Origin of the sequence: Pseudonocardia ammonioxydans, from assembly GCF_900115005.1 — a bacterium.
Classification (GTDB): Bacteria; Actinomycetota; Actinomycetes; order Mycobacteriales; family Pseudonocardiaceae; genus Pseudonocardia; species Pseudonocardia ammonioxydans.
The window spans coordinates 127653-145935 of record NZ_FOUY01000005.1; the positions used below are offsets into that span (position 1 = coordinate 127653).

Annotated in this window: 21 protein-coding genes; 6 read left to right on the top strand and 15 right to left on the bottom strand. The window is 73.8% G+C overall.

Going from position 1 to position 18283, the window contains the following annotated elements; genetic code table 11:
* Positions 1-51 precede the first annotated feature (51 nt).
* Genes BM093_RS07180 through BM093_RS07190 form a run of 3 tightly spaced genes read right to left on the bottom strand, consistent with a single transcriptional unit; the run spans position 52 to position 2011 of the window.
* The gene (locus BM093_RS07180) at positions 52-723 is read right to left on the bottom strand and encodes a GntR family transcriptional regulator (protein WP_218162697.1); all 672 of its coding nucleotides are present in this window, start codon (positions 721-723) and stop codon (positions 52-54) included.
* 11 nt (positions 724-734) lie between these two features.
* Positions 735-1463, bottom strand: a complete 729-nt coding sequence (locus tag BM093_RS07185) for a maleate cis-trans isomerase family protein (protein WP_093339066.1) — start codon at positions 1461-1463, stop codon at positions 735-737.
* 47 nt (positions 1464-1510) lie between these two features.
* Positions 1511-2011: a DUF3830 family protein gene (locus BM093_RS07190; protein ID WP_218162690.1), complete on the bottom strand. Its 501-nt coding sequence runs from the start codon at positions 2009-2011 to the stop codon at positions 1511-1513.
* Positions 2012-2140: 129 nt separating this feature from the next.
* Between BM093_RS07190 and BM093_RS07195 the strand changes: the two genes are divergently transcribed.
* Both BM093_RS07195 and BM093_RS07200 read left to right on the top strand, forming a co-directional pair.
* A complete protein-coding gene (locus tag BM093_RS07195; protein ID WP_093339069.1) occupies positions 2141-3127 on the top strand; it encodes a D-2-hydroxyacid dehydrogenase in 987 nt (328 codons plus the stop codon).
* Complete coding sequence (locus BM093_RS07200) at positions 3124-4551, top strand: amidase (RefSeq protein ID WP_093339071.1); 1428 nt, start codon at positions 3124-3126, stop codon at positions 4549-4551. Before BM093_RS07195 ends, BM093_RS07200 begins: the two co-directional genes overlap by 4 nt.
* Positions 4552-4587: 36 nt before the next feature.
* On the opposite strand, the gene tatB is transcribed toward BM093_RS07200, so the two are convergent.
* The 4 genes from tatB to sigE all read right to left on the bottom strand — a co-directional run bounded on the left by tatB (position 4588) and on the right by sigE (position 8165).
* A complete protein-coding gene (gene tatB, locus BM093_RS07205; RefSeq protein WP_093339392.1) occupies positions 4588-5091 on the bottom strand; it encodes a Sec-independent protein translocase protein TatB in 504 nt (167 codons plus the stop codon).
* Positions 5092-5160: 69 nt separating this feature from the next.
* Entirely contained in the window at positions 5161-6795 is a 1635-nt protein-coding gene (locus tag BM093_RS07210) for a S1C family serine protease (protein WP_093339073.1), read from the bottom strand.
* Positions 6796-6870: 75 nt separating this feature from the next.
* A complete protein-coding gene (locus BM093_RS07215; RefSeq protein WP_093339076.1) occupies positions 6871-7530 on the bottom strand; it encodes a zf-HC2 domain-containing protein in 660 nt (219 codons plus the stop codon).
* Positions 7527-8165, bottom strand: a complete 639-nt coding sequence (gene sigE / locus BM093_RS07220; RefSeq protein WP_093339078.1) for an RNA polymerase sigma factor SigE — start codon at positions 8163-8165, stop codon at positions 7527-7529. The genes BM093_RS07215 and sigE overlap by 4 nt, the downstream gene beginning before the upstream one ends.
* A gap of 154 nt (positions 8166-8319) precedes the next feature.
* Here sigE and BM093_RS07225 point away from each other — a divergent pair, with 154 nt between their 5' ends.
* Positions 8320-8964, top strand: coding sequence for an O-methyltransferase (locus tag BM093_RS07225; RefSeq protein ID WP_093339081.1), 645 nt, complete (start codon positions 8320-8322; stop codon positions 8962-8964).
* A gap of 4 nt (positions 8965-8968) precedes the next feature.
* Here BM093_RS07225 and glgC read toward each other — a convergent pair whose 3' ends face one another.
* On the bottom strand, positions 8969-10204 hold the full coding sequence (glgC, locus tag BM093_RS07230; protein ID WP_093339084.1) for a glucose-1-phosphate adenylyltransferase: 1236 nt from the start codon (positions 10202-10204) through the stop codon (positions 8969-8971).
* A 95-nt stretch (positions 10205-10299) separates the two neighbouring features.
* Between glgC and glgA the strand changes: the two genes are divergently transcribed.
* On the top strand, positions 10300-11463 hold the full coding sequence (gene glgA / locus BM093_RS07235) for a glycogen synthase (RefSeq protein WP_093339086.1): 1164 nt from the start codon (positions 10300-10302) through the stop codon (positions 11461-11463).
* Between the two features lie 102 nt (positions 11464-11565).
* Here the strand turns inward: glgA and BM093_RS07240 are convergent, their stop codons facing one another.
* The 7 genes from BM093_RS07240 to dapE form a co-directional block, all read right to left on the bottom strand.
* The gene (locus BM093_RS07240) at positions 11566-11733 is read right to left on the bottom strand and encodes a DUF3117 domain-containing protein (protein WP_093339088.1); all 168 of its coding nucleotides are present in this window, start codon (positions 11731-11733) and stop codon (positions 11566-11568) included.
* Between the two features lie 199 nt (positions 11734-11932).
* Positions 11933-12541 (bottom strand): DNA-3-methyladenine glycosylase I, encoded by a 609-nt coding sequence (locus tag BM093_RS07245; RefSeq protein WP_281248693.1) that lies wholly within the window; start codon positions 12539-12541, stop codon positions 11933-11935.
* A gap of 14 nt (positions 12542-12555) precedes the next feature.
* On the bottom strand, positions 12556-13161 hold the full coding sequence (locus BM093_RS07250; protein WP_425439113.1) for an SRPBCC family protein: 606 nt from the start codon (positions 13159-13161) through the stop codon (positions 12556-12558).
* Complete coding sequence (locus BM093_RS07255; protein WP_093339091.1) at positions 13136-13498, bottom strand: DivIVA domain-containing protein; 363 nt, start codon at positions 13496-13498, stop codon at positions 13136-13138. Before BM093_RS07255 ends, BM093_RS07250 begins: the two co-directional genes overlap by 26 nt.
* A gap of 155 nt (positions 13499-13653) precedes the next feature.
* On the bottom strand, positions 13654-14229 hold the full coding sequence (locus BM093_RS07260) for an LOG family protein (RefSeq protein WP_093339093.1): 576 nt from the start codon (positions 14227-14229) through the stop codon (positions 13654-13656).
* On the bottom strand, positions 14229-14999 hold the full coding sequence (locus BM093_RS07265) for an LOG family protein (protein WP_093339096.1): 771 nt from the start codon (positions 14997-14999) through the stop codon (positions 14229-14231). Before BM093_RS07265 ends, BM093_RS07260 begins: the two co-directional genes overlap by 1 nt.
* A gap of 47 nt (positions 15000-15046) precedes the next feature.
* A complete protein-coding gene (dapE, locus tag BM093_RS07270; protein ID WP_177238323.1) occupies positions 15047-16111 on the bottom strand; it encodes a succinyl-diaminopimelate desuccinylase in 1065 nt (354 codons plus the stop codon).
* A gap of 512 nt (positions 16112-16623) precedes the next feature.
* On the opposite strand from dapE, the gene BM093_RS07275 reads away from it, so the two are divergent.
* Both BM093_RS07275 and dapD read left to right on the top strand, forming a co-directional pair.
* Positions 16624-17331 (top strand): helix-turn-helix transcriptional regulator, encoded by a 708-nt coding sequence (locus BM093_RS07275; RefSeq protein ID WP_093339099.1) that lies wholly within the window; start codon positions 16624-16626, stop codon positions 17329-17331.
* Positions 17332-17342: 11 nt separating this feature from the next.
* Entirely contained in the window at positions 17343-18281 is a 939-nt protein-coding gene (gene dapD / locus BM093_RS07280; protein ID WP_093339102.1) for a 2,3,4,5-tetrahydropyridine-2,6-dicarboxylate N-succinyltransferase, read from the top strand.
* Positions 18282-18283 lie beyond the last annotated feature (2 nt).

The window sequence follows — 18283 nt, forward strand, 5'->3', positions numbered from 1 at the left end:
ACGTATGACAACGATCCGGTGGGACGCCGGAGGGCGCGGGCCGCCCGCCGGTCAGGCGGCGCCGGGCATCGCCGCCAGGATGCGCTGGACGGCGTCGTCCATGTGGGCCGCCAGCCGGTCGAGCAGCAGCTCGGTGTGCCCGTCGCGCAACGCGTCCCGCAGCCGCTGGTGCTCGACGAGGAGCTCGGCCGCCGGCGGCGCCGTCTGCTGGAACGCGGCCAGGCACATCCGCGTCTCCACCAGCAGCCCCTCGGTCATCCGGCGCAGGCGCGGGCTCCCGGAGGCGGCGACCAGCGCGGCGTGGAAGTCGTGGTCGGCGTCCGCGAGGGCGACCGCGTCACCGGCCGCCGCCGCGGACTCCATCGCCCCCAGCGGGATCTCCAGCGCCACGACGGCGGTGCCCCGGTCCCCGGCCAGCACCTGCAGTGCGGCCGCACGCTCGACCGCGGTCCGGGCCAGGTAGACGTCGCGGACGTCGTCCGGGCCCAGTTCGCGGACGAACAGCCCACGATGCCGCTCGCTGCGCAGCAACCCCTCCGCGACCAGCCGCTGCATCGCCTCGCGCAGCGGCCCGCGGCTGACACCCAGCCGCGAGGACAGATCCACCTCGCCGAGCTGGGCGCCCGGCGCGAAGGTCCCGCGCATGATCGCGGTGCGGATCCGGTCCGCGACGATCTCCGCGGTGGAGCGCCGGCTGACCGGCTCCAGCTCCGAGACGTCCAGGCCCACCGGGTTCACCCCTTCCGGAACAAGGTCCCCAGTCCGGGGCGGTCGATGTCGGCCCCGGCCAGGCGCAGGCCCTGCCAGATGCTGACCTGGTTGGCGGTCAGGACCGGCTTCCCGAGCCGCGCGTCGAGGGCGTCGAGGGCCTCGACGGTGTGCAGCGCGGTGTCCGGCAGCAGGACCGCGTCGGCCTGCGGCGCGTCCGACGACACCGCCTCGGCGAACTCGAGCACCGTCTCCGGCGGCAGCGTGCCCACCTCGGCCGCGGTGATGATGTCGCGGGCGGAGACGGTCAGCACCGAGATGTCGTGGTGGGTCAGGAAGTGCACGAACGCGCCCGCGACGTCCGACGGGTAGGTCGCGCCGACCGCCACGGTCGACACACCGAGGCGCCGGCACGCGTCCACGAAAGCGAACGACGTGCTCGACGCCGGCACCCCTGCGGCCCGTTCCAGGGTCGCCGCCTGCCGGGCCGCCCCCTCGGGACCGAAGATGAAGCTGCCCGACGTGCACGCCCAGATGATCGAGTCGAGCGGACCCGACTCGGCGGCGACCCGGCGGGCGCCCTCCGCGAGGACATCGTCGCCGCCGATGTCGAGCAGCGCGTCCTCGCGGTGGGCGTCCACCTTCATCTCGGTGTGCACCAGCGGAAGCCTGCTGCCATCGGTCAGCAGCTTCTCGGCGCGCGGGTAGTCGTCCTCGGCCGAGTAGCCGGGGTACAGGATGCCAACCGTGCTCATGTTGTCGACAATCCTACAGAGCAACCGGAGATCGCAAGTGCCTCCGCTCAGCCGTCCAGGCGGGAGTACACGAGCCGCTCCCCCACACTGCCCGAGCGCCAGACGTCGTGGCACGCCGTCGCCATCGCGTCCAACCCCTCGACGATCGTGGCGAACACGTTGCCGGGGACCCAGCCGACGTCGCCGTTGAGCAGCAGGTTGTTGCGCCCGTAGAAGATCGCCAGGTCGATCCCGCCGGCCTCGGCGTCGATGCCCTGGTCGTCCTTGAACGACGCGTCGAGCATGCCGCCGTGGAAGTCGAAGTAGCAGACGTCACCCGGGATCGGGGTGACCGTCGGGTTCTCCTGGCCGATCCGCGGGCCGAACCGGGGAACGATCGTGTAGACCTCGTTGCGCGCGTACTTGGCGTGCTGCGCGTCGCCACCCTGCGGGCCCGACGCGAGTGCCTCCCAGACCGCCGCGGTCGTGCGCGGCGCCTGCTTCTCGAGCAGTTCGGCGGTGCAGGACACACCGCGCTTCGCGAGCTCGATCCTGATCAGCTTGGACACTCGGAACCCTCCGGGGGTCGATCGTGGGTACGCGGGACACCTCCGCCGGATAGGCGGATTGTTGACAATCCTAGGTGCGCTTCCTAGCGTGTCAACGCCGCCCGCCCTCTCCATCGACAGGATCTCGCGTTGCCGGTTTCCGCTGGTCAGGACCCTTCCGTCGTCACCGTGCTGCACGACGGCGATACCCCACCCGGACTCGAGTCCCGGACAGACGGCACACGTCTGCGCCTCGCCTCGACCGCCGACGAGCTCGCCGCGGCACTGCCCGGCAGTGACGTGCTGCTCACCTGGGACTTCACCTCCGACGCCGTCCGGCAGGTCTGGAGCGCCGAACTGACCGGCGACCTGCGCTGGGTGCACACGGCCAGCGCAGGCGTCGACCGGGTCGCGTTCCCCGAGCTGCTCGCCTCGCCGGTGACACTGACCAACTCGCGCGGGGTCTTCGACCGCCCGATGGCCGAGTTCGTGCTCGGAGCCGTCGTCGCGTTCGCCAAGGACACCGCACGGTCCCTGGCCCTGCAGCGCGAGCACACCTGGCAGCACCGGGAGACCGAGACCGTCGCCGGCAAGGTCGTCACCGTCGTCGGCAGTGGTCCGATCGGGCACGCCATCGCCCACCTGCTCGACGCCGTCGGGACGACCGTGCGACTGGTCGGGCGGCGCGCCGCGGACGGGGTGCACGCCTTCGACGAGCTCCCCGGCCTGCTGCCGGACACCGACTACCTGGTGCTCGCCGCGCCGCTGACCGACGCGACCCGCGGCATGCTGCACGCCGGCACGATCGCCCGGCTGCCCGAGCGGGCCCGGGTGGTCAACGTGGGCCGCGGCCCGCTGATCGTGCAGGACGACCTCGTCGAGGCGCTGCGCGGCGGCCGGATCGCCGGGGCCGCGCTCGACGTCTTCGAGGTCGAACCGCTGCCCGCCGACTCGCCGCTGTGGGCGATGGAGAACGTGCTGATCTCCCCGCACATGTCCGGCGACGTCGTCGGCTGGAAGGACATGCTCGTGGAGCTGTTCGTGGACAACCTGACCCGTTACCGGGACGGCCGCGAGCTGCGCAATGTCGTGGACAAGGAACGTGGATACGTGAGCTCCTCCGGAGGGCAGGCATGAGCAGGGACGTCGGGACGACGGCAGACCTCAGCGCGACCGAGCTGCTGGCCGGTTACCGCAGCGGGGAGATCTCCCCGGTGCAGGCCACCCGGGACGCCCTGGACCGGATCGAGGAACACGACGGCGCCGTCAACGCCTACTGCCTGGTCGACGCCGACTTCGCACTGGCCCGGGCCAAGGAGTCCGAGGCCCGCTGGCAGGCCGGCGAACCGGTCGGGCCGCTGGACGGCGTCCCGACCTCGATCAAGGACATGCTGCTGACGATCGGCTGGCCGACCCGCAAGGGCACGACGACGAGCGCCGGCGGTCCGCCCGAGGGCCCGTTCGAGGTCGACGGGCCCCCGGTCGCCCGGGTCCGTGCCGCGGGCGCGGTGCTGCTGGGCAAGAACACCACGCCGGAGCTGGCCTGGAAGGGCGTCACCGACTCCCCGGTCGGCGGGGTCACCACCAACCCGTGGGACCCGACGCTGACCGCGGGCGGCTCCTCGGGCGGCAGCGCGGCGGCGGTCGGGCTGGGCATGGGCCAGCTGTCGCTGGGCACCGACGCGGGCGGCTCCGTCCGCATCCCGGCCGCGTTCACCGGCACGGTCGCGCACAAGCCCACCTACGGCCGCATCGCGCACTACCCGGGCTCGGCGTTCGGCACGCTCGCCCACGTGGGCCCGATGACCCGCACGGTCGACGACGCGGCGCTGCTGCACGACGTCGTCGCGCAGCCGGACACCCGCGACCCGTGGGTGTTCGACGTGCCCCGCGAGTCGGCGGTCGAGCGGCTCGCCGGCGGTGCGCAGGGGCTCCGGATCGCGTTCTCCCCCACCCTCGGCTTCGTCGACGTCGACCCGGAGGTGGCCGCGCTGGTCGCCGAGGCCGTCGCGGTCTTCTCCCGGGACCTGGGGGCCACCGTCGAGACCGCGGACCCCGGGTTCGCCGACCCGATCGAGCCGTTCCACACGCTGTGGTTCTCCGCGGCCGCGAAGTCCCTCGAGCCGATCGACGCCGAGGCGCGCCGGGGCATGGACCCGGCGCTGGTGGAGATCGCCGAGCAGGGGGCCGGGGTGTCCGCGCTCGACTACCTGGGTGCGATGGCCGTCCGCAACGAGCTCGGCACCCTGATGAGCGCCTTCCACGACGAGTACGACCTGTTGCTCACCCCGACGCTGCCGATCACGGCGTTCGAGGGTGGCCGGGAGGTCCCGGAGGGCTGGCCGAACCCGCGCTGGACGTCCTGGACGCCGTTCACCTACCCGTTCAACATGACCCAGCAGCCGGCCACGTCCGTGCCGTGCGGGTTCACCTCCGCCGGGCTGCCGGTCGGGCTGCAGGTGGTCGGGCCGCGGCACGCCGACGCGACCGTGCTCGCCGCCGCGCACGCCTACCAGCAGGCCACCGACCACCACCTGCGCCGGCCGGCCCTGCTCGGCTGACGGGCCGCGAGCGCACCGGGCGGGACCCCGGCGCCGTCAGGTGGCGTCGGGGTCCACCGGGGGCCGCTCACCCGGGGCCGGCGGCTGCTGCGGCGCCGGTCGCGCGGGGGCCGGTGTGCTCGGCGCCGGCGCGGAACTCGGGTTCGACGGGTTCGGGGGGGTCGAGGTGTTCGCCGCGGCGCGTGCGGCACCCGCCGCTCCCGCGGCGGTCGCGGCGGTTCCGGCCGAGGCCCCGTTCGGCCCTGGGGCGAACCCGTTCGGCTTCACCGGCTCGTCGTCGGCGAACAGGCTGCGGGTGATCGCCCGGCGCGGGTTGAACGAGCGCAGGCTCCGCAGGTCGTTCAACGGCTGCTGGATCTGGTCGAACTCGGGGCCCAGTTCCTTCTTCAGGTGGTTCTGGGCGCCGGTCGCGTACTCCTTGACCTGGCGGACGGCGCTGCCCAGCCAGCGGGCGGCCTCGGGCAGCCGTTCCGGGCCGAGGATGAAGAGACCCGCGACCACCAGGACCAGGATCTCCCACATGCCGATGTTCTCGAACACACCCACAGGGTACGGCCGCGCCCGCTGAGCCGTTCGTCACCCACGTCGGTACCTCCGTGGGCAGTACGGCTAGCGCTCCCCGAGGGTCGCCGTCACCGTCAGCGGCCGGCCCTGCCGGACCAGCTCGACCGGGATCGGCGCGCCCGGCTCGTGCTCGCGGACCGCGACGACGAGCTCGTCGGCGCTCGCGATGGGACGGCCCGCGACCCGCACGACGACGTCCCCCTCGGCGATCCCGGCCGCCGCGGCCGGTCCACCCGCGACGACGTTCTGCACCTCGGCTCCGTCGGTCGCGCCGTCGGTCACCGAGCGCGCGTTCACCCCCAGGTCGGCGTGCACGACCCGCCCGGTCCGGATCAGCTCCTCGGCGATCGCCCGGGCGTCGTCGATCGGGATGGCGAACCCGAGCCCGATCGACCCACCCTGGCCGCCGGCCTCGGCGCTCCCCGCGCTGCGGATCGCGGTGTTGATCCCGACGACGGCGCCGGTCGCGTCCACCAGCGGGCCACCGGAGTTGCCGGGGTTGATCGCGGCGTCGGTCTGCACCGCGTCGATCACGGCGTCGCCCGCGCTGCCCTCCGGGTCCAGCCGCACCGGGCGGTCGACCGCGGAGACGATCCCGGTGGTGACCGTGCCGACGAGTCCGAACGGCGACCCGATCGCGATCACCGAGTCGCCCACGGCCAGCGCGCCGGAGCGGCCGATCGCGGCGACCGTCGGGTTCGCCACCGGCACCTTCACCACGGCGAGGTCGGTCATCGGGTCCGCGCCGACCACCGTGGCCGGGACCCGCGAGCCGTCGGAGAACACGGCCTCGACGGTGCCCTGCCCCGGCCCGGTCGCCGGAGCGACGACGTGGTCGTTCGTGAGCACGTAGCCCTCCGGGTCGATGACGACGCCGGAGCCGTTCCCGGCCTGGTTCCCGACCGTCACCTCCAGCGACACGACCGAGGGCAGGACCCGGCCGGCCACCTCCGGCACCGAACCGGGCGGGCGTTCCTTGGCCTCCTCCGCGGTCGCCAGCACCGCGCCGGGGCTGGTCAGGGCGCTCGCACCGGCGGCCGTCCAGTGGCCGACCAGGCCGCCGAGCGCACCGGCCCCGAGCGCCAGCACTCCCAGGATCGCGAGCGCACGCGGCTGGACCCGCTTGCCGAAGAGCACCTCGCGGACGCTGAGCCGTGGGCCGTCGGCGACCTGCGGGGCCGGCTCCGGCTCGCCGTCGCCGTGCGGGGGCGCGGCGACCACGGGGGTGCCGGGGTCACGCCACGGGTCCGCGGCGGACCCGCCGGGCCAGAACGGCTCCCTGCTCTGCTCGCCGGGGGTGGCCGTCCCGTCCGGACCGGGCGGGCGCTGCAGGCCCGCTCCCCCGTCGTCGGGGCGGCCGAAGGCGCGGGCGACGGCCGCGGTCGGCGGTGGTGCCGCGCCCACCCCGGAACGGGCCCGGTCACCGGGGGTGTGCGTGGACGGCGGCGCGAACGACGAGTCGACGCCGTCGGGCCTGCCGAACGCGGCCTGCTCGGTGGGGTCGGTGTCCGGGCGCTCGAGCGGGCGCGGGCGCAGCCGGGTCGGGGACCCGCCGTCGCCCGGACCGCGAACCGGACCGGAGTCCGGGCCGCCGGCCGCGCCACCGGTCGAGCCGTCGTCCGGAGCGCTCGCACCGTCGATCGAGCCGTGACCGTCCCGGGAGTCCGGGGTGTCGGTCATCGGCGCTCCCTTCCCCACCGCACCGCACCAGCGTGCCCGGAAGGCGGTGAAGTCCCTGTATCGGCGGGAGCCGGCTCAGCCGGAGAAGGGCAGCCCGGCGTTGCGCACGTCCGGGCCCGGGGCACCCGGTGCGGGGGCACCGGTCGGCGACGCGGGGGCACCGGGCGAGGGCATCGCCGAGGACGAGCGCTGCGGGCGCGGCGCCGGGGTGGGCGTGGCCGCGAACCGGGCGACGGTGGACGCGCCGGGACCCGGCCCGCCGGGGGCCGGGGCCGAACCCTGCGACGTCGCGGCCGGCAGCCCGAACGCGAGCGCGCCGAGCGCGATCCCGGACACGGCGGCCCCGGTACCGAGACGGACCCGCCGCGAACGCCGGGACCGGCGCTGCTCGGCGTCGAACTCGACCGGGCGCAGGACGGAGACGAACTCCCCGTCCGGGGTCAGTGACAAGCCCGCGGGCGGAGCCGGCAGCTCGGTGTCCTGCGGGATCGAGCGCAGCGCGCTCATCAGGGACGGGGGCAGGGTCGGTGCGTCGGCCGCGCGCAGCGCGGAGCGGGCCCGCCGCTGCTCGGCGACCTCGGCCGCACAGTCCGCGCACCGCTCGAGATGCCGGGTGGCCCGGTCGTGCGGGCCGCGAGCCAGCTCGTCGTCGACGTACGCGACGACCGCGTCGAGCGTCAGGTGGGCTTCGCCCCAGTCCGGCGGGACGACCTGGAAACGCCGTCGATCGGTCACGGCATCAACTCTGCCACCGGGCCGCGGTCGGTTGCCACCGCCTCGTCGGGTCCCGCAGGCTCCGCGTCGGCGGCCCGGTGGCGTTCGAGCGACGCCCGCAGCGCGGTCCGGCCACGGTGGATCCGGCTGCGCACGGTGCCCAGCTTCACGTCGAGCGTCGCGCCGATCTCCTCGTACGACAGGCCCTCGACGTCGCACAGCACGACCGCGACCCGGAAGTCGGGCGGCAGTTCGTCCAGCGCGGCCTGCAGGTGCGGGTCCAGGTGGTTGATCGCGAACACGGTCTCCGGCTCGGGGCCGCCGCCGGGGAGCCGTTCGGTGTCCTCGGGCAGGCCCTCCATCCGCAGCCGGGCGCGGCGGCGGACCATGTCCAGGAACAGGTTCGTGGTGATGCGGTGCAGCCAGCCCTCGAAGGTGCCGGGCTTGTAGGAGGCCAGCGAGCGGAACACCCGGATGAAGGTCTCCTGGGTGAGGTCCTCGGCGTCGTGCTGGTTGCCGGACAGGCGGAACGCGAGCCGGTAGACCCGATCGGCGTGCTCCCGGACGACCTCGTCCCAGCTGGGCGGGGTCCAGTCGGCACCCTCGCCGGGACGGGTGCCGGCGGCGGCGCGGTCGTCTGTTCGAGGAGCGGGCATCGGGGCAGGGCACCTCCGTGGGGCGCGGTCGGACGACCGCGACGTCTCGTGTCGTTGCTCTACAGGGTGCACTCGCCCGATGAGGAGCGTGTGAAACGGATCTGAGAGAAGTCTGTGAAATCCGCGCCGTACCGACCGTAGATAATCTTGCGCCATGAGCACATCCGCGGGGGCGGCGGCGTACGCCGACGGTTACCTCACCGAGGACGACGCGCTCGGCGGTGTCCGGGCACGTGGCACGTCGGCGGGCGCGCACCCGATCTCCCCGGCGGGTGGTGCGGCGTTGTCCGTGCTGGCCGCGACGATCTCCGCCCGGGCCGTGGTGGAGATCGGCACCGGCGCCGGGGTGAGCGGGCTGTACCTGTTGCGCGGCATGGCCTCCGACGGCGTGCTCACGACCATCGACGTCGACCCCGAGCTGCAGCGTTCGGCGCGGCGCGCGTTCCTCGACGCCGGGTACGGGCCGGGCCGGCTGCGACTGATCAACGGGATGGCCCTGGACGTCCTGCCCCGGCTCACCGACGGCGGGTACGACCTCGTCGTCGCCGACGCCGTCCCGGGCGAGTACCCGGGCTACCTCGCGGAGGCGATCCGGCTGCTGCGCCCCGGCGGGGTGCTGGTGCTCGAGGGCGTGCTGGACGGCGGCCGGATCGCCGAGGACGCCGGTGGTGACGCGCCGGGGACGGCCGCGCTGCGCGAGACCGCCGGCCTCGTCCGGGACGACGACCGCCTGCTGTCCGCGCTGCTGCCGGTGGCGGACGGCATGTTGTGCGCCGTCCGTCGCGAGCCGGCCGCGTGATGCCCTACTGCGCCGTGGCGCCCTTCCCGAGCACGACGACGCCGCCGTTGGACACGGTGTAGCGGCTGCGGTCCTGGTTGAGGTCGACCCCGATCAGCGCGCCGTCGGGGACGACGACGTTCTTGTCCAGGATCGCCCGCCGGACCACCGCGCCCCGGCCGATCCGGGCCCCCGGCAGCACCACCGAGTCCGAGACCTCGGCCCCGCCCTGGACCATCACGTTCGGGCTGATCACCGACCGGCGCACGATGGCCCCGGAGATGATCGTCCCGGCGCCGACGACCGAGTCCTGCGCGATGCCGCCCTCGACGAACTTCGCCGGCGGCAGTGCCGGTGTCGCCGTGCGGATCGGCCAGCGGTGGTTGTAGAGGTTGAAGATCGGGTGCACCGAGACGAGGTCGGTGTGCGCGTCGTAGTAGGCGTCGATCGTGCCGACGTCGCGCCAGTAGCCGGCGTCGCGCTCGGTCGCGCCGGGGACGACGTTGTCGGCGAAGTCGTAGACGTGCGCCTCGCCGCGTTCCACCAGGGCCGGGATGATGTCGCCGCCCATGTCGTGGTCGGAGTCGGCGTTCGCGGCGTCCGCCCGCAACGCGTCCAGCAGCGCCTCGGTGCTGAAGACGTAGTTGCCCATCGAGGCGAACGTCACGTCGGGGTCGTCGGGTACGTGCGGCGGGTCCGACGGCTTCTCCAGGAACTCGGTGATCCGCCCGGACTCGTCGGAGGCGATGCAGCCGAACGCCTTCGCCTCGGCCCGCGGCACCCGGATCCCGGCGACCGTGACCCCGGCGCCGGACTCGGCGTGCTGGGCGATCATCTGGGCCGGATCCATCCGGTAGACGTGGTCGGCGCCGAAGACCGCGATGTACTCCGGCTCGTCGTCGTGGACCAGGTTGAGGCTCTGGTAGATCGCGTCGGCGGAACCGGTGTACCAGCGGCGGCCGAGCCGCTGCTGCGCCGGGACCGTGGTGATGTACTGGTCCAGCACCGACGAGAGCCGCCACGTGGTCGAGATGTGCCGGTCCAGCGAGTGCGACTTGTACTGGGTCAGGACGCAGAGGCGGTCCATGCCCGCGTTGACCAGGTTGGACAGCACGAAGTCGATGAGCCGGTAGTTGCCCCCGAACGGCACGGCGGGTTTCGCGCGATCGGCGGTCAGCGGCCACAGCCGCTTCCCCTCGCCCCCGGCCAGCACGATGCCGAGAACCCTTCCGGGCAGACGTCCGGGCGCGAGCGATCGCATGGCGTGAACACTAGTAGGCGCCCCGTGATGGGGCCACACGTTCAGGACGCCGGTCGCTCGCGTGCCGGTCGCCGTACGCAGTAGCGTCACCCGCCGTGCGTGCCGGCCTCCTCACCCGTGAATACCCGCCCGCCGTCTACGGCGGCGCCGGAGTCCATGTCGGACACCTGGTCCCCGCCCTGCGGGAGCTGGTCGACGTCGACGTGCACTGCTTCGCCGAGCCGGGGATCGACGCCCCGTCCGGGGCTCGCGCGCACACCGCCCCGCCGCTGCCGGACGGCGCCAACGCGGCCCTGACCACGCTCGGGGTGGACCTGTCGATGGCGGCCGAGCTCGAGCGCTGTGACGTCCTGCACTCGCACACCTGGTACGCCAACATGGCCGGCCACATCGGCGGCCTGCTGCACGGGCACCCGCACGTCGTCACCGCGCACTCGCTGGAGCCGCTGCGCCCCTGGAAGGCCGAGCAGCTCGGCGGCGGGTACCGGCTGTCGTCCTGGGTGGAGCGCACCGCCTACGAGGCCGCCGACGCCGTCATCGCCGTGTCCCACGGGATGCGCCGCGACGTGCTGGCCGCCTACCCGGCGATCGACCCCGAGCGTGTGCACGTGGTGCACAACGGGATCGACACCGAGTTCTACGCACCCGACCCGGCCCGCGACACCCTCGTCGAGCACGGGGTGGACCCGGACCGGCCGATCGTGGTGTTCGTCGGGCGGATCACCCGGCAGAAGGGCCTGGCGCACCTGGTGGCGGCGGCGCACCGGTTCGACCCCGCCGCCCAGGTGGTGCTCTGCGCGGGCGCGCCGGACACCGCGCAGCTCGCCGCCGAGACCGAGGAGGCGGTGGCCGAGCTGTCGGCGTCGCGCACCGGCGTGGTGTGGATCCAGCGGATGCTGAAGACCACCGAGGTACGGCAGCTGCTGTCGGCGGCCACGGTGTTCGTGTGCCCCTCGGTGTACGAGCCGCTCGGCATCGTCAACCTCGAGGCCATGGCGTGCGGGACGGCCGTGGTCGCCTCCGACGTCGGCGGGATCCCGGAGGTCGTCGTGGACGGCCGGACCGGCCTGCTGGCGCACTACGACCCGGCCGACACCGCAGCGTTCGAGGAGGCCGTCGCCGAGCGGGTCAACGCGCTGGTCGCGGATCCGGACCGGGCGAAGCGGATGGGCGAGCGGGGACGGGAGCGTGCGGTCGCCGAGTTCGCCTGGGCCGAGATGGCCCGCCGGACGGTCGAGGTCTACGAGCGCGTCCTCTGAGCTCGTCGTCCGAGCTCGTTCTCCGATCGCGTCGCCCCGCCGGGCGGTCCCGGACACCGCGACGGGGCCGACCGGCCCCGTCGCGCCACGGTCACGGGGATGTCAGCCGACGGTCGCCTTCAGCGCCTCGCTCAGGTCCGAGGCCTCGTCGGGGGTCATCTCGACCACCAGGCGTCCGCCACCTTCGAGCGGGACGCGCATCACGATGCCCCGGCCCTCCTTGGTCACTTCCAGGGGCCCGTCGCCGGTTCGGGGCTTCATCGCGGCCATTCGTCCGTCCTCCGTCAACATCCACAACAGTCGTTCCGCGGGGACGCGCTCGGGGCACGCGCCGACCGTGGAACTCCATTGTTCCTCATCACCGGTGGCGGGGTGCAACCGAGGCGATCACGGCACTGCTGCGGTCACGACGGCATCGACGCTGCGCAACGACGGCGCGACCGTCCGGCGTAGCCGGCGGGGACCGTGCTCAGCCGTCACCCCCGGCCGCCCGCCAGCAGTACGCCACGTGGTCGTCGACCAGACCGGTCGCCTGCATGAGCGCGTAGCACGTGGTCGGTCCGACGAACCGGAACCCGCGCTTCTTCAGTGCCTTCGACAGCGCGGCCGACTCGGGTGTGCTCGGCGGGACGTCCTCGATCCGGGCCGGGCGCGGGTGGGCGGCCGGGTCCGGGGCGTAGGAGGCCAGGAACTCGCCCAGATCCGTGCCGGCATCGGCCAGCTCGAGCACCGCCCGGGCGTTCGAGACGGCGGCCTCGATCTTCTGCCGGTTCCGGACGATGCGGGCGTCGGTGAGCAGGCGGGCGACATCGTCCTCGCCGAACCGGGCGACCCGCTCGGGATCGAAGCCCGCGAAGACCTCCCGGAACGCGGGACGTTTGCGCAGGATGACGATCCAGGACAACCCGGACTGGAAACCCTCCAGCGTCATCCGCTCGAACCACGCGGCCGTGCCGTGCACGGGGTGACCCCACTCGTCGTCGTGGTAGGCGACGTAGTCGGGTGCGGACAGGGCCCAGTCGCAACGGCCCCGCTCCTCGGGCGCCTCTGCTCTGCTCACCACAGCTGCCCTGCTCACCTCCTTTGCTCTGCTCACCTCGGCGCACCACCCTCCGACCGGCCGACCGCCCGGTGACGGTCCTCGGTGCGCCGGGCCATCCTCCGCAGCGAGTGGGCGACACCCGCCCGGAACACCGGCCGGACGACCGGCCAGCCGAGCCGGCCGAGCGCGCCGAACGGCAGCTCGAGCAGCTCGCTCCACAGGAACCGGGACCGTCCCGGACCGAGGTCCTCGACGGCGAACACCCCGTCGCCCCGGATCACCGTCCCGGTGTGGGTGACCACGATCCGACGCACCTCGCGCTCCCTGGGCTCCCGGTGTGCCTCGTGCGCCCCGGCCAGCGGCTCGACCCACTCGGTGACCCGCATCGTGTCGGCGACGCCGAGCGGCCCGAGGCCGGTGACGGCGCGCAGCTCGGTGCCGACCGAGCGGCCGTCGCCACCGGTGATCTCGACCCGGGTGCCGAGCATCCACTCGGACTGTCCCTCCAGGTCCGAGACGACTTCCCAGAGCGCCTCGGCAGGCACGTTCACGTCGACCGGGACGGTGAGCTCCGCCCGCGTCCTGCTCTGCTCACCGGGGCGCACCGCCCTGCTCTGCTCACCCCGGCGCTCACCGGGGTCGTCGTTGCTCGTCACCCGAGCCCTCCTCGGCACGCATCCGCGCGATCGTGGCCTCCAGCCGGGCGACCCGGTCGCTCAGCTCGTGCCGGTCGGCCCGCACCCGGTCCAGCTCGCCGGCCAGGCGGTCCAGGGCCCAGTCGACCTCGGCCATCCGGTAACCGCGCAGGACCTGCTGGAACCGCAGCTCACGCACGTCCGACCCGGACACCTCGCGCGCGGGCAGCCGCGTCGGTGTCGCGTCCGGGGCCAGCGGGGCGAGCTCCTCGCCGCGGCCGAAGACCGCGGCCGCGAGCACGAAGACCAGCGCCGCCACGACGGCGAGGACGAGCACGTACACCACCGCGGTCCCCATGCCGCCATCACATCACGAGCGGCGACGGCGGGCCTCACCCCACGCGCAGGTGCGCCGGAGCGCACCGGTGCGGCTCCGCACCGGACCGGGCCTCCGCCGGCGGTGGGCGGTCGACCTGTGTCAACGGGCCGGGTGCCGGACCGGTGGTCACTCGGTCATCCGACCGGCCGGGCACAGGCGTCGAGCGCGGCACCCACCGGGTCGGTCTCGGCACGCACCACGCGCAGGCGTTCCATCGGGGCCGCGGAGGCGAACCCCTGGTGCGTCAGGCCCGCGACCCAGTCGAGCAGTCCGTCCCAGTGCCCTGCCGGGTCGAGCAGGACCACCGGCTTGCCGTGCAGGCCGAGCACCGCCGCCGACCACACCTCGAACAGCTCCTCGCAGGTGCCGAGGCCGCCGGGCAGCGCCAGGAAGGCGTCCGCCCGGTCCTCCATCTGCTGCTTGCGTTCCCGCATGCTCTCGGTGACGACGAGCTCGTCGCTGTCGTGGTCGGCCCACTCCCGCTCGACCATCGACCGCGGGATGATCCCGACCGTGCGTCCGCCGGCCGTGCGCGCGCCGGCCGCGATCGCCCCCATCATCGACCGCCGGCCACCACCGGAGACGAGGGTCCAGCCGCGACCGGCGATCCCGCGGCCGACCGCCTCGGCGAGCGCGAGGTGGTGCGGCTCCACCCCGTTGGAGCTGGCGCAGTAGACACAGACCGCGAAACCCGGCCGGGGCCCGGTCATCAGTGCGTCTCCTCCCAGGCGTGATACGCCTCGTGGACGACGTCGACGGCGTCGTCGATGTCGTCGGTGAGATGCAGCAGGTCCAGGTCGCGTTCGGAGACCTTGCCCTCCCGCAGCACGGTCTTGGCGATCCAGTCGTAGAGCCCGCCCCAGTAGTCGGTGCCGAGCAGGACCACCGGGAACTTGGTGACCTTCTTGGTCTGCACCAGCACGAGCGCCTCGAACAGCTCGTCGAGCGTGCCGAAGCCCCCGGGCAGGCAGACGAAGGCCTGCGAGTACTTCACGAACATGGTCTTGCGGGCGAAGAAGTACCGGAAGTTGATCCCGAGATCGACCCACGGGTTCAGGCCCTGCTCGAACGGGAGCTCGATTCCCAGACCGACCGACAGCCCACCGGCCTCGGACGCGCCCCGATTGGCCGCCTCCATCGTGCCGGGGCCACCACCGGTGATGACGGCGAAGCCCGCTCCGGCCAGCCGGGCGCCCAGCTCGCGTCCCAGCTCGTACTCGGGCGAGTCCACGGGTGTACGGGCGGACCCGAACACGGTGGCCGCGCGCGGGAGTTCGGCGAGCATGCCGAAGCCCTCGACGAACTCGGCCTGGATCCGCATGACCCGCCACGGATCGGTGTGGACCCAGTCCGCGGGCCCCCGCGAGTCGAGCAGCCGCTGGTCGGTCGTGGTGGGCTCGATGCTGCGGCTGCGGCGCAGGACCACCGGACCGCGCTGCTTCTCCGGGAGCCGCCGGGGGTCGGCGTCGTGGTCGGCCATGCGGCTCACGGTATTCCGGCCCCCGTCGCCTCCGACGGCCGGATGGTTCAGGGCGCGAGGTAGCGCCGCAGCACCGCCGCGCAGGCGGTGACGGCGTCCTCGGCGACGTGTTCCTCGCGGGTGTGGGCGAGGTTCGGGTCCCCGGGGCCGTAGTTGACCGCCGGGATCCCGAGCGCCGCGAACCGGGAGACGTCGGTCCAGCCGTACTTCGCGCGCGGGGTCGCGCCGCTGGCCGTGACGAACTCGGCCGCCGCCGGGGCGGACAGCCCGGGCAGTGCCCCCGGGGAGAGGTCGGTGACGGTGAGCTCGACGCCGTCGAAGACCTCCCGGACGTGCTCGACGGCCTGCTCGGCGGAGCGGTCGGGGGCGAAGCGGAAGTTCACGGTGACCACGCACTCGTCGGGCACGACGTTGCCCGCGACCCCACCCGCGATCCGGACCGCCTGCAGGCCCTCGCGATAGACGCAGCCGTCGATCTCGACGTCCCGGGCCCGGTAGTCGGCGAGCCGGGACAGGATGTCGCCGGCCGCGTGGATCGCGTTGTCCCCCAGCCAGGACCGCGCCGAGTGCGCGCGCCGCCCGGCGGTGCGGAGCTCGACCCGCAGTGTTCCCTGGCACCCGGCTTCGAGTGCGCCGTCGGTGGGCTCGCCGAGGATCGCGAGGTCGGCGTCGAGCCAGTCGCGGTGCTCGCGTTCGATCCGGCCGAGACCGTTGCGCTCGGCCTCGATCTCCTCGCAGTCGTAGAACACGAACGTGACGTCGTGCCGCGGCTCGGTCAGCGTGGCCGCGAGGTGGGCGAACACGGCGTCGCCGGACTTCATGTCGGACGTGCCGCAGCCGTGCACGATTCCACCGGTCCGCCGCGCCGGCACGTTGTCGGCGATCGGCACCGTGTCGAGGTGCCCGGCCAGCAGGACGCGGTGCGGACGGCCCAGGTTGGTGCGCGCGAGGACGGCGTCGCCGGAGCGCAGCACCTCGAGGTGTGGCGCCTGGGCCCGCAACGCCGCCTCGAGCGCATCGGCGAGCTCCTTCTCCTGCCCGGAGACGCTCGCGACGTCGACCAGCGCCGCGGTCAGGGTCACCGGGTCCGCCGTCAGGTCCAGGGCGGGCAGCGTCCTCGTCACCGGGGCGACGGTACCCACCGCCACGCCGGCACCCCCGATCCGGGCGCCCACCTGCGACAGCCGCGCCACATGATCATCTTCCGTGGCCCGGCCCGGCCCGGCCGGGCCACGGGTCGGGTTCGGCCACGCTCTGCTCTGCTTACCGTGACGCACCCTGCCGCTCCGCCCGCACCGCGGCCACACCCGGCGCCGTCGACACCGGCACGCCCCGATGCCCCGATGCCCCGACCCGCGAGGTGGACGACGGTTGTGACGGCGCGGGGGGCGCGTATCGGTGAGCAGAGCAGAGCGACGCCGGCACACCTGCCGATGCCCCGTCGAGCCGCACCAGCCGACGGCTCTCCCGATCCCTGCGCGCCGGGAGCGCACAGCACCGACAGCGCCGGGATACGAATGCCGATCGCGGGCTCCGCGGACCGCATCCGTCCCCATGTCGCGGAGTTGTCCACAGGCGCCGGATTCGGCGGTCCGGTGCGTCGGAACCGGCGCAGGATCGGCTCATGAGCAGCAACGACCTTCCCGATCGGCTACCGGAGGAGCCACCGGCCGTGGGTGTCGACGTCGTCGTCCCGGACGTCTCCGGGCTCGTCCGCGCGGTGCGCCGGCGGGCCGATCTGTCGCAGCGCGAGCTGGCGGAACGCACCGGGCTCTCCCGGTCGACGATCGGCCGGATCGAGAGCCGGTCGCTGACTCCGGCGCTGGAAACCGTCGTCGCGATCCTCGCCGTGGGCGGGCTGCGTCTGGTGGCGGTCGACGCCGACAACCGCCGGGTGCCGCCGATGGAGGACCCGCCCGGCGACGATCTCCGCGACGGCGCGGGCCGTCGCTACCCGTCGCACCTCGACACGATTCTCGACCCGCTGCCCGGGGAGTGGTGGGGTGACCGGTTCGGCCTGGCCCGTCCCCCCGAGACGTTCCGCCGCGACCGGGAGATGCGGGACGTGATGCGCCGGCGCAGCGTCTGGGAGGTCCGGGTGAAGCAGTACCAGTGGATGTACCCGCCACCGACCGTCGAGGCGTGGATCCAGCGGCAGGCCCGCTGCGAGAGGTGCGGAAGGGTCCCACCGCCCGTTCCACCGCCGTTCACCGCGGACCGGGTCGAGCGCTACCTCCAGGCCGCGGCCCGGCTCGCGGAGAACGAGATGGCCGCCCACGACGTGGCCCGGCGCACCCACCGGGCCGCGTCGCACAGGCCTCCGGGACGGTAGGTTCGACGCCCGTGAGTACCGAGTACCGCCGCGAAGGCGCTTCCGGAACCGGCCTGGCCACGGTCACGACCGACGGCACCGTCCTCGACGTCTGGTACCCGGCGCCCGCGCTCGCCGGGACCGAGGTCGTCGACCCCGCCGACGAGCTCGCCGCGCTGAGCACGACCGACGACCTCCGCGGGGTGCGGACCGAGGTCGTCCGGACCGAGATCTCCTCGCTGGCCGACGCCCCGGTCGACGCCGCCGACGCGTACCTGCGCCTGCACCTGCTCAGCCACCGGCTCGTCCAGCCGCACCAGGTGAACCTCGAGGGCCAGTTCGGTCTCTTGGCCAACGTGGTCTGGACCAACCACGGTCCGTGCCCCGTGCCCGGGTTCGAGCTGACCCGCGCGAGGCTGCGCGCCCATGGCCCGGTGACCGTGACGCACGTCGACAAGTTCCCACGGATGGTCGACTACGTGGTCCCCTCCGGGGTTCGCATCGGCGATGCGGACCGGGTCCGGCTCGGCGCCCACCTCGCCGAGGGCACCACGGTCATGCACGAGGGCTTCGTCAACTTCAACGCCGGCACGCTCGGCGCGTCGATGGTCGAGGGCCGGATCTCGGCCGGCGTCGTCGTCGGTGACGGATCGGACCTCGGCGGGTCCGCCTCGGTCATGGGCACGCTCTCCGGGGGCGGCAAGGAGGTCATCTCCATCGGCAGGCGGTGCCTGCTCGGTGCCAACGCCGGCCTGGGCATCTCGCTCGGTGACGACTGCGTCGTCGAGGCGGGCCTCTACGTCACCGGGGGTACGAAGGTGACGCTGCCGGACGGGACCGCGGTCGCGGCGCGCACGCTGTCCGGTCAGGACGGGCTGCTGCTGCGGCGCAACTCCCTCAGCGGCGCCGTCGAGGCCCTGCCCCGCACCGGCGAGGGCATCGCGCTCAACGCCGCGCTGCACGCCAACTAGGG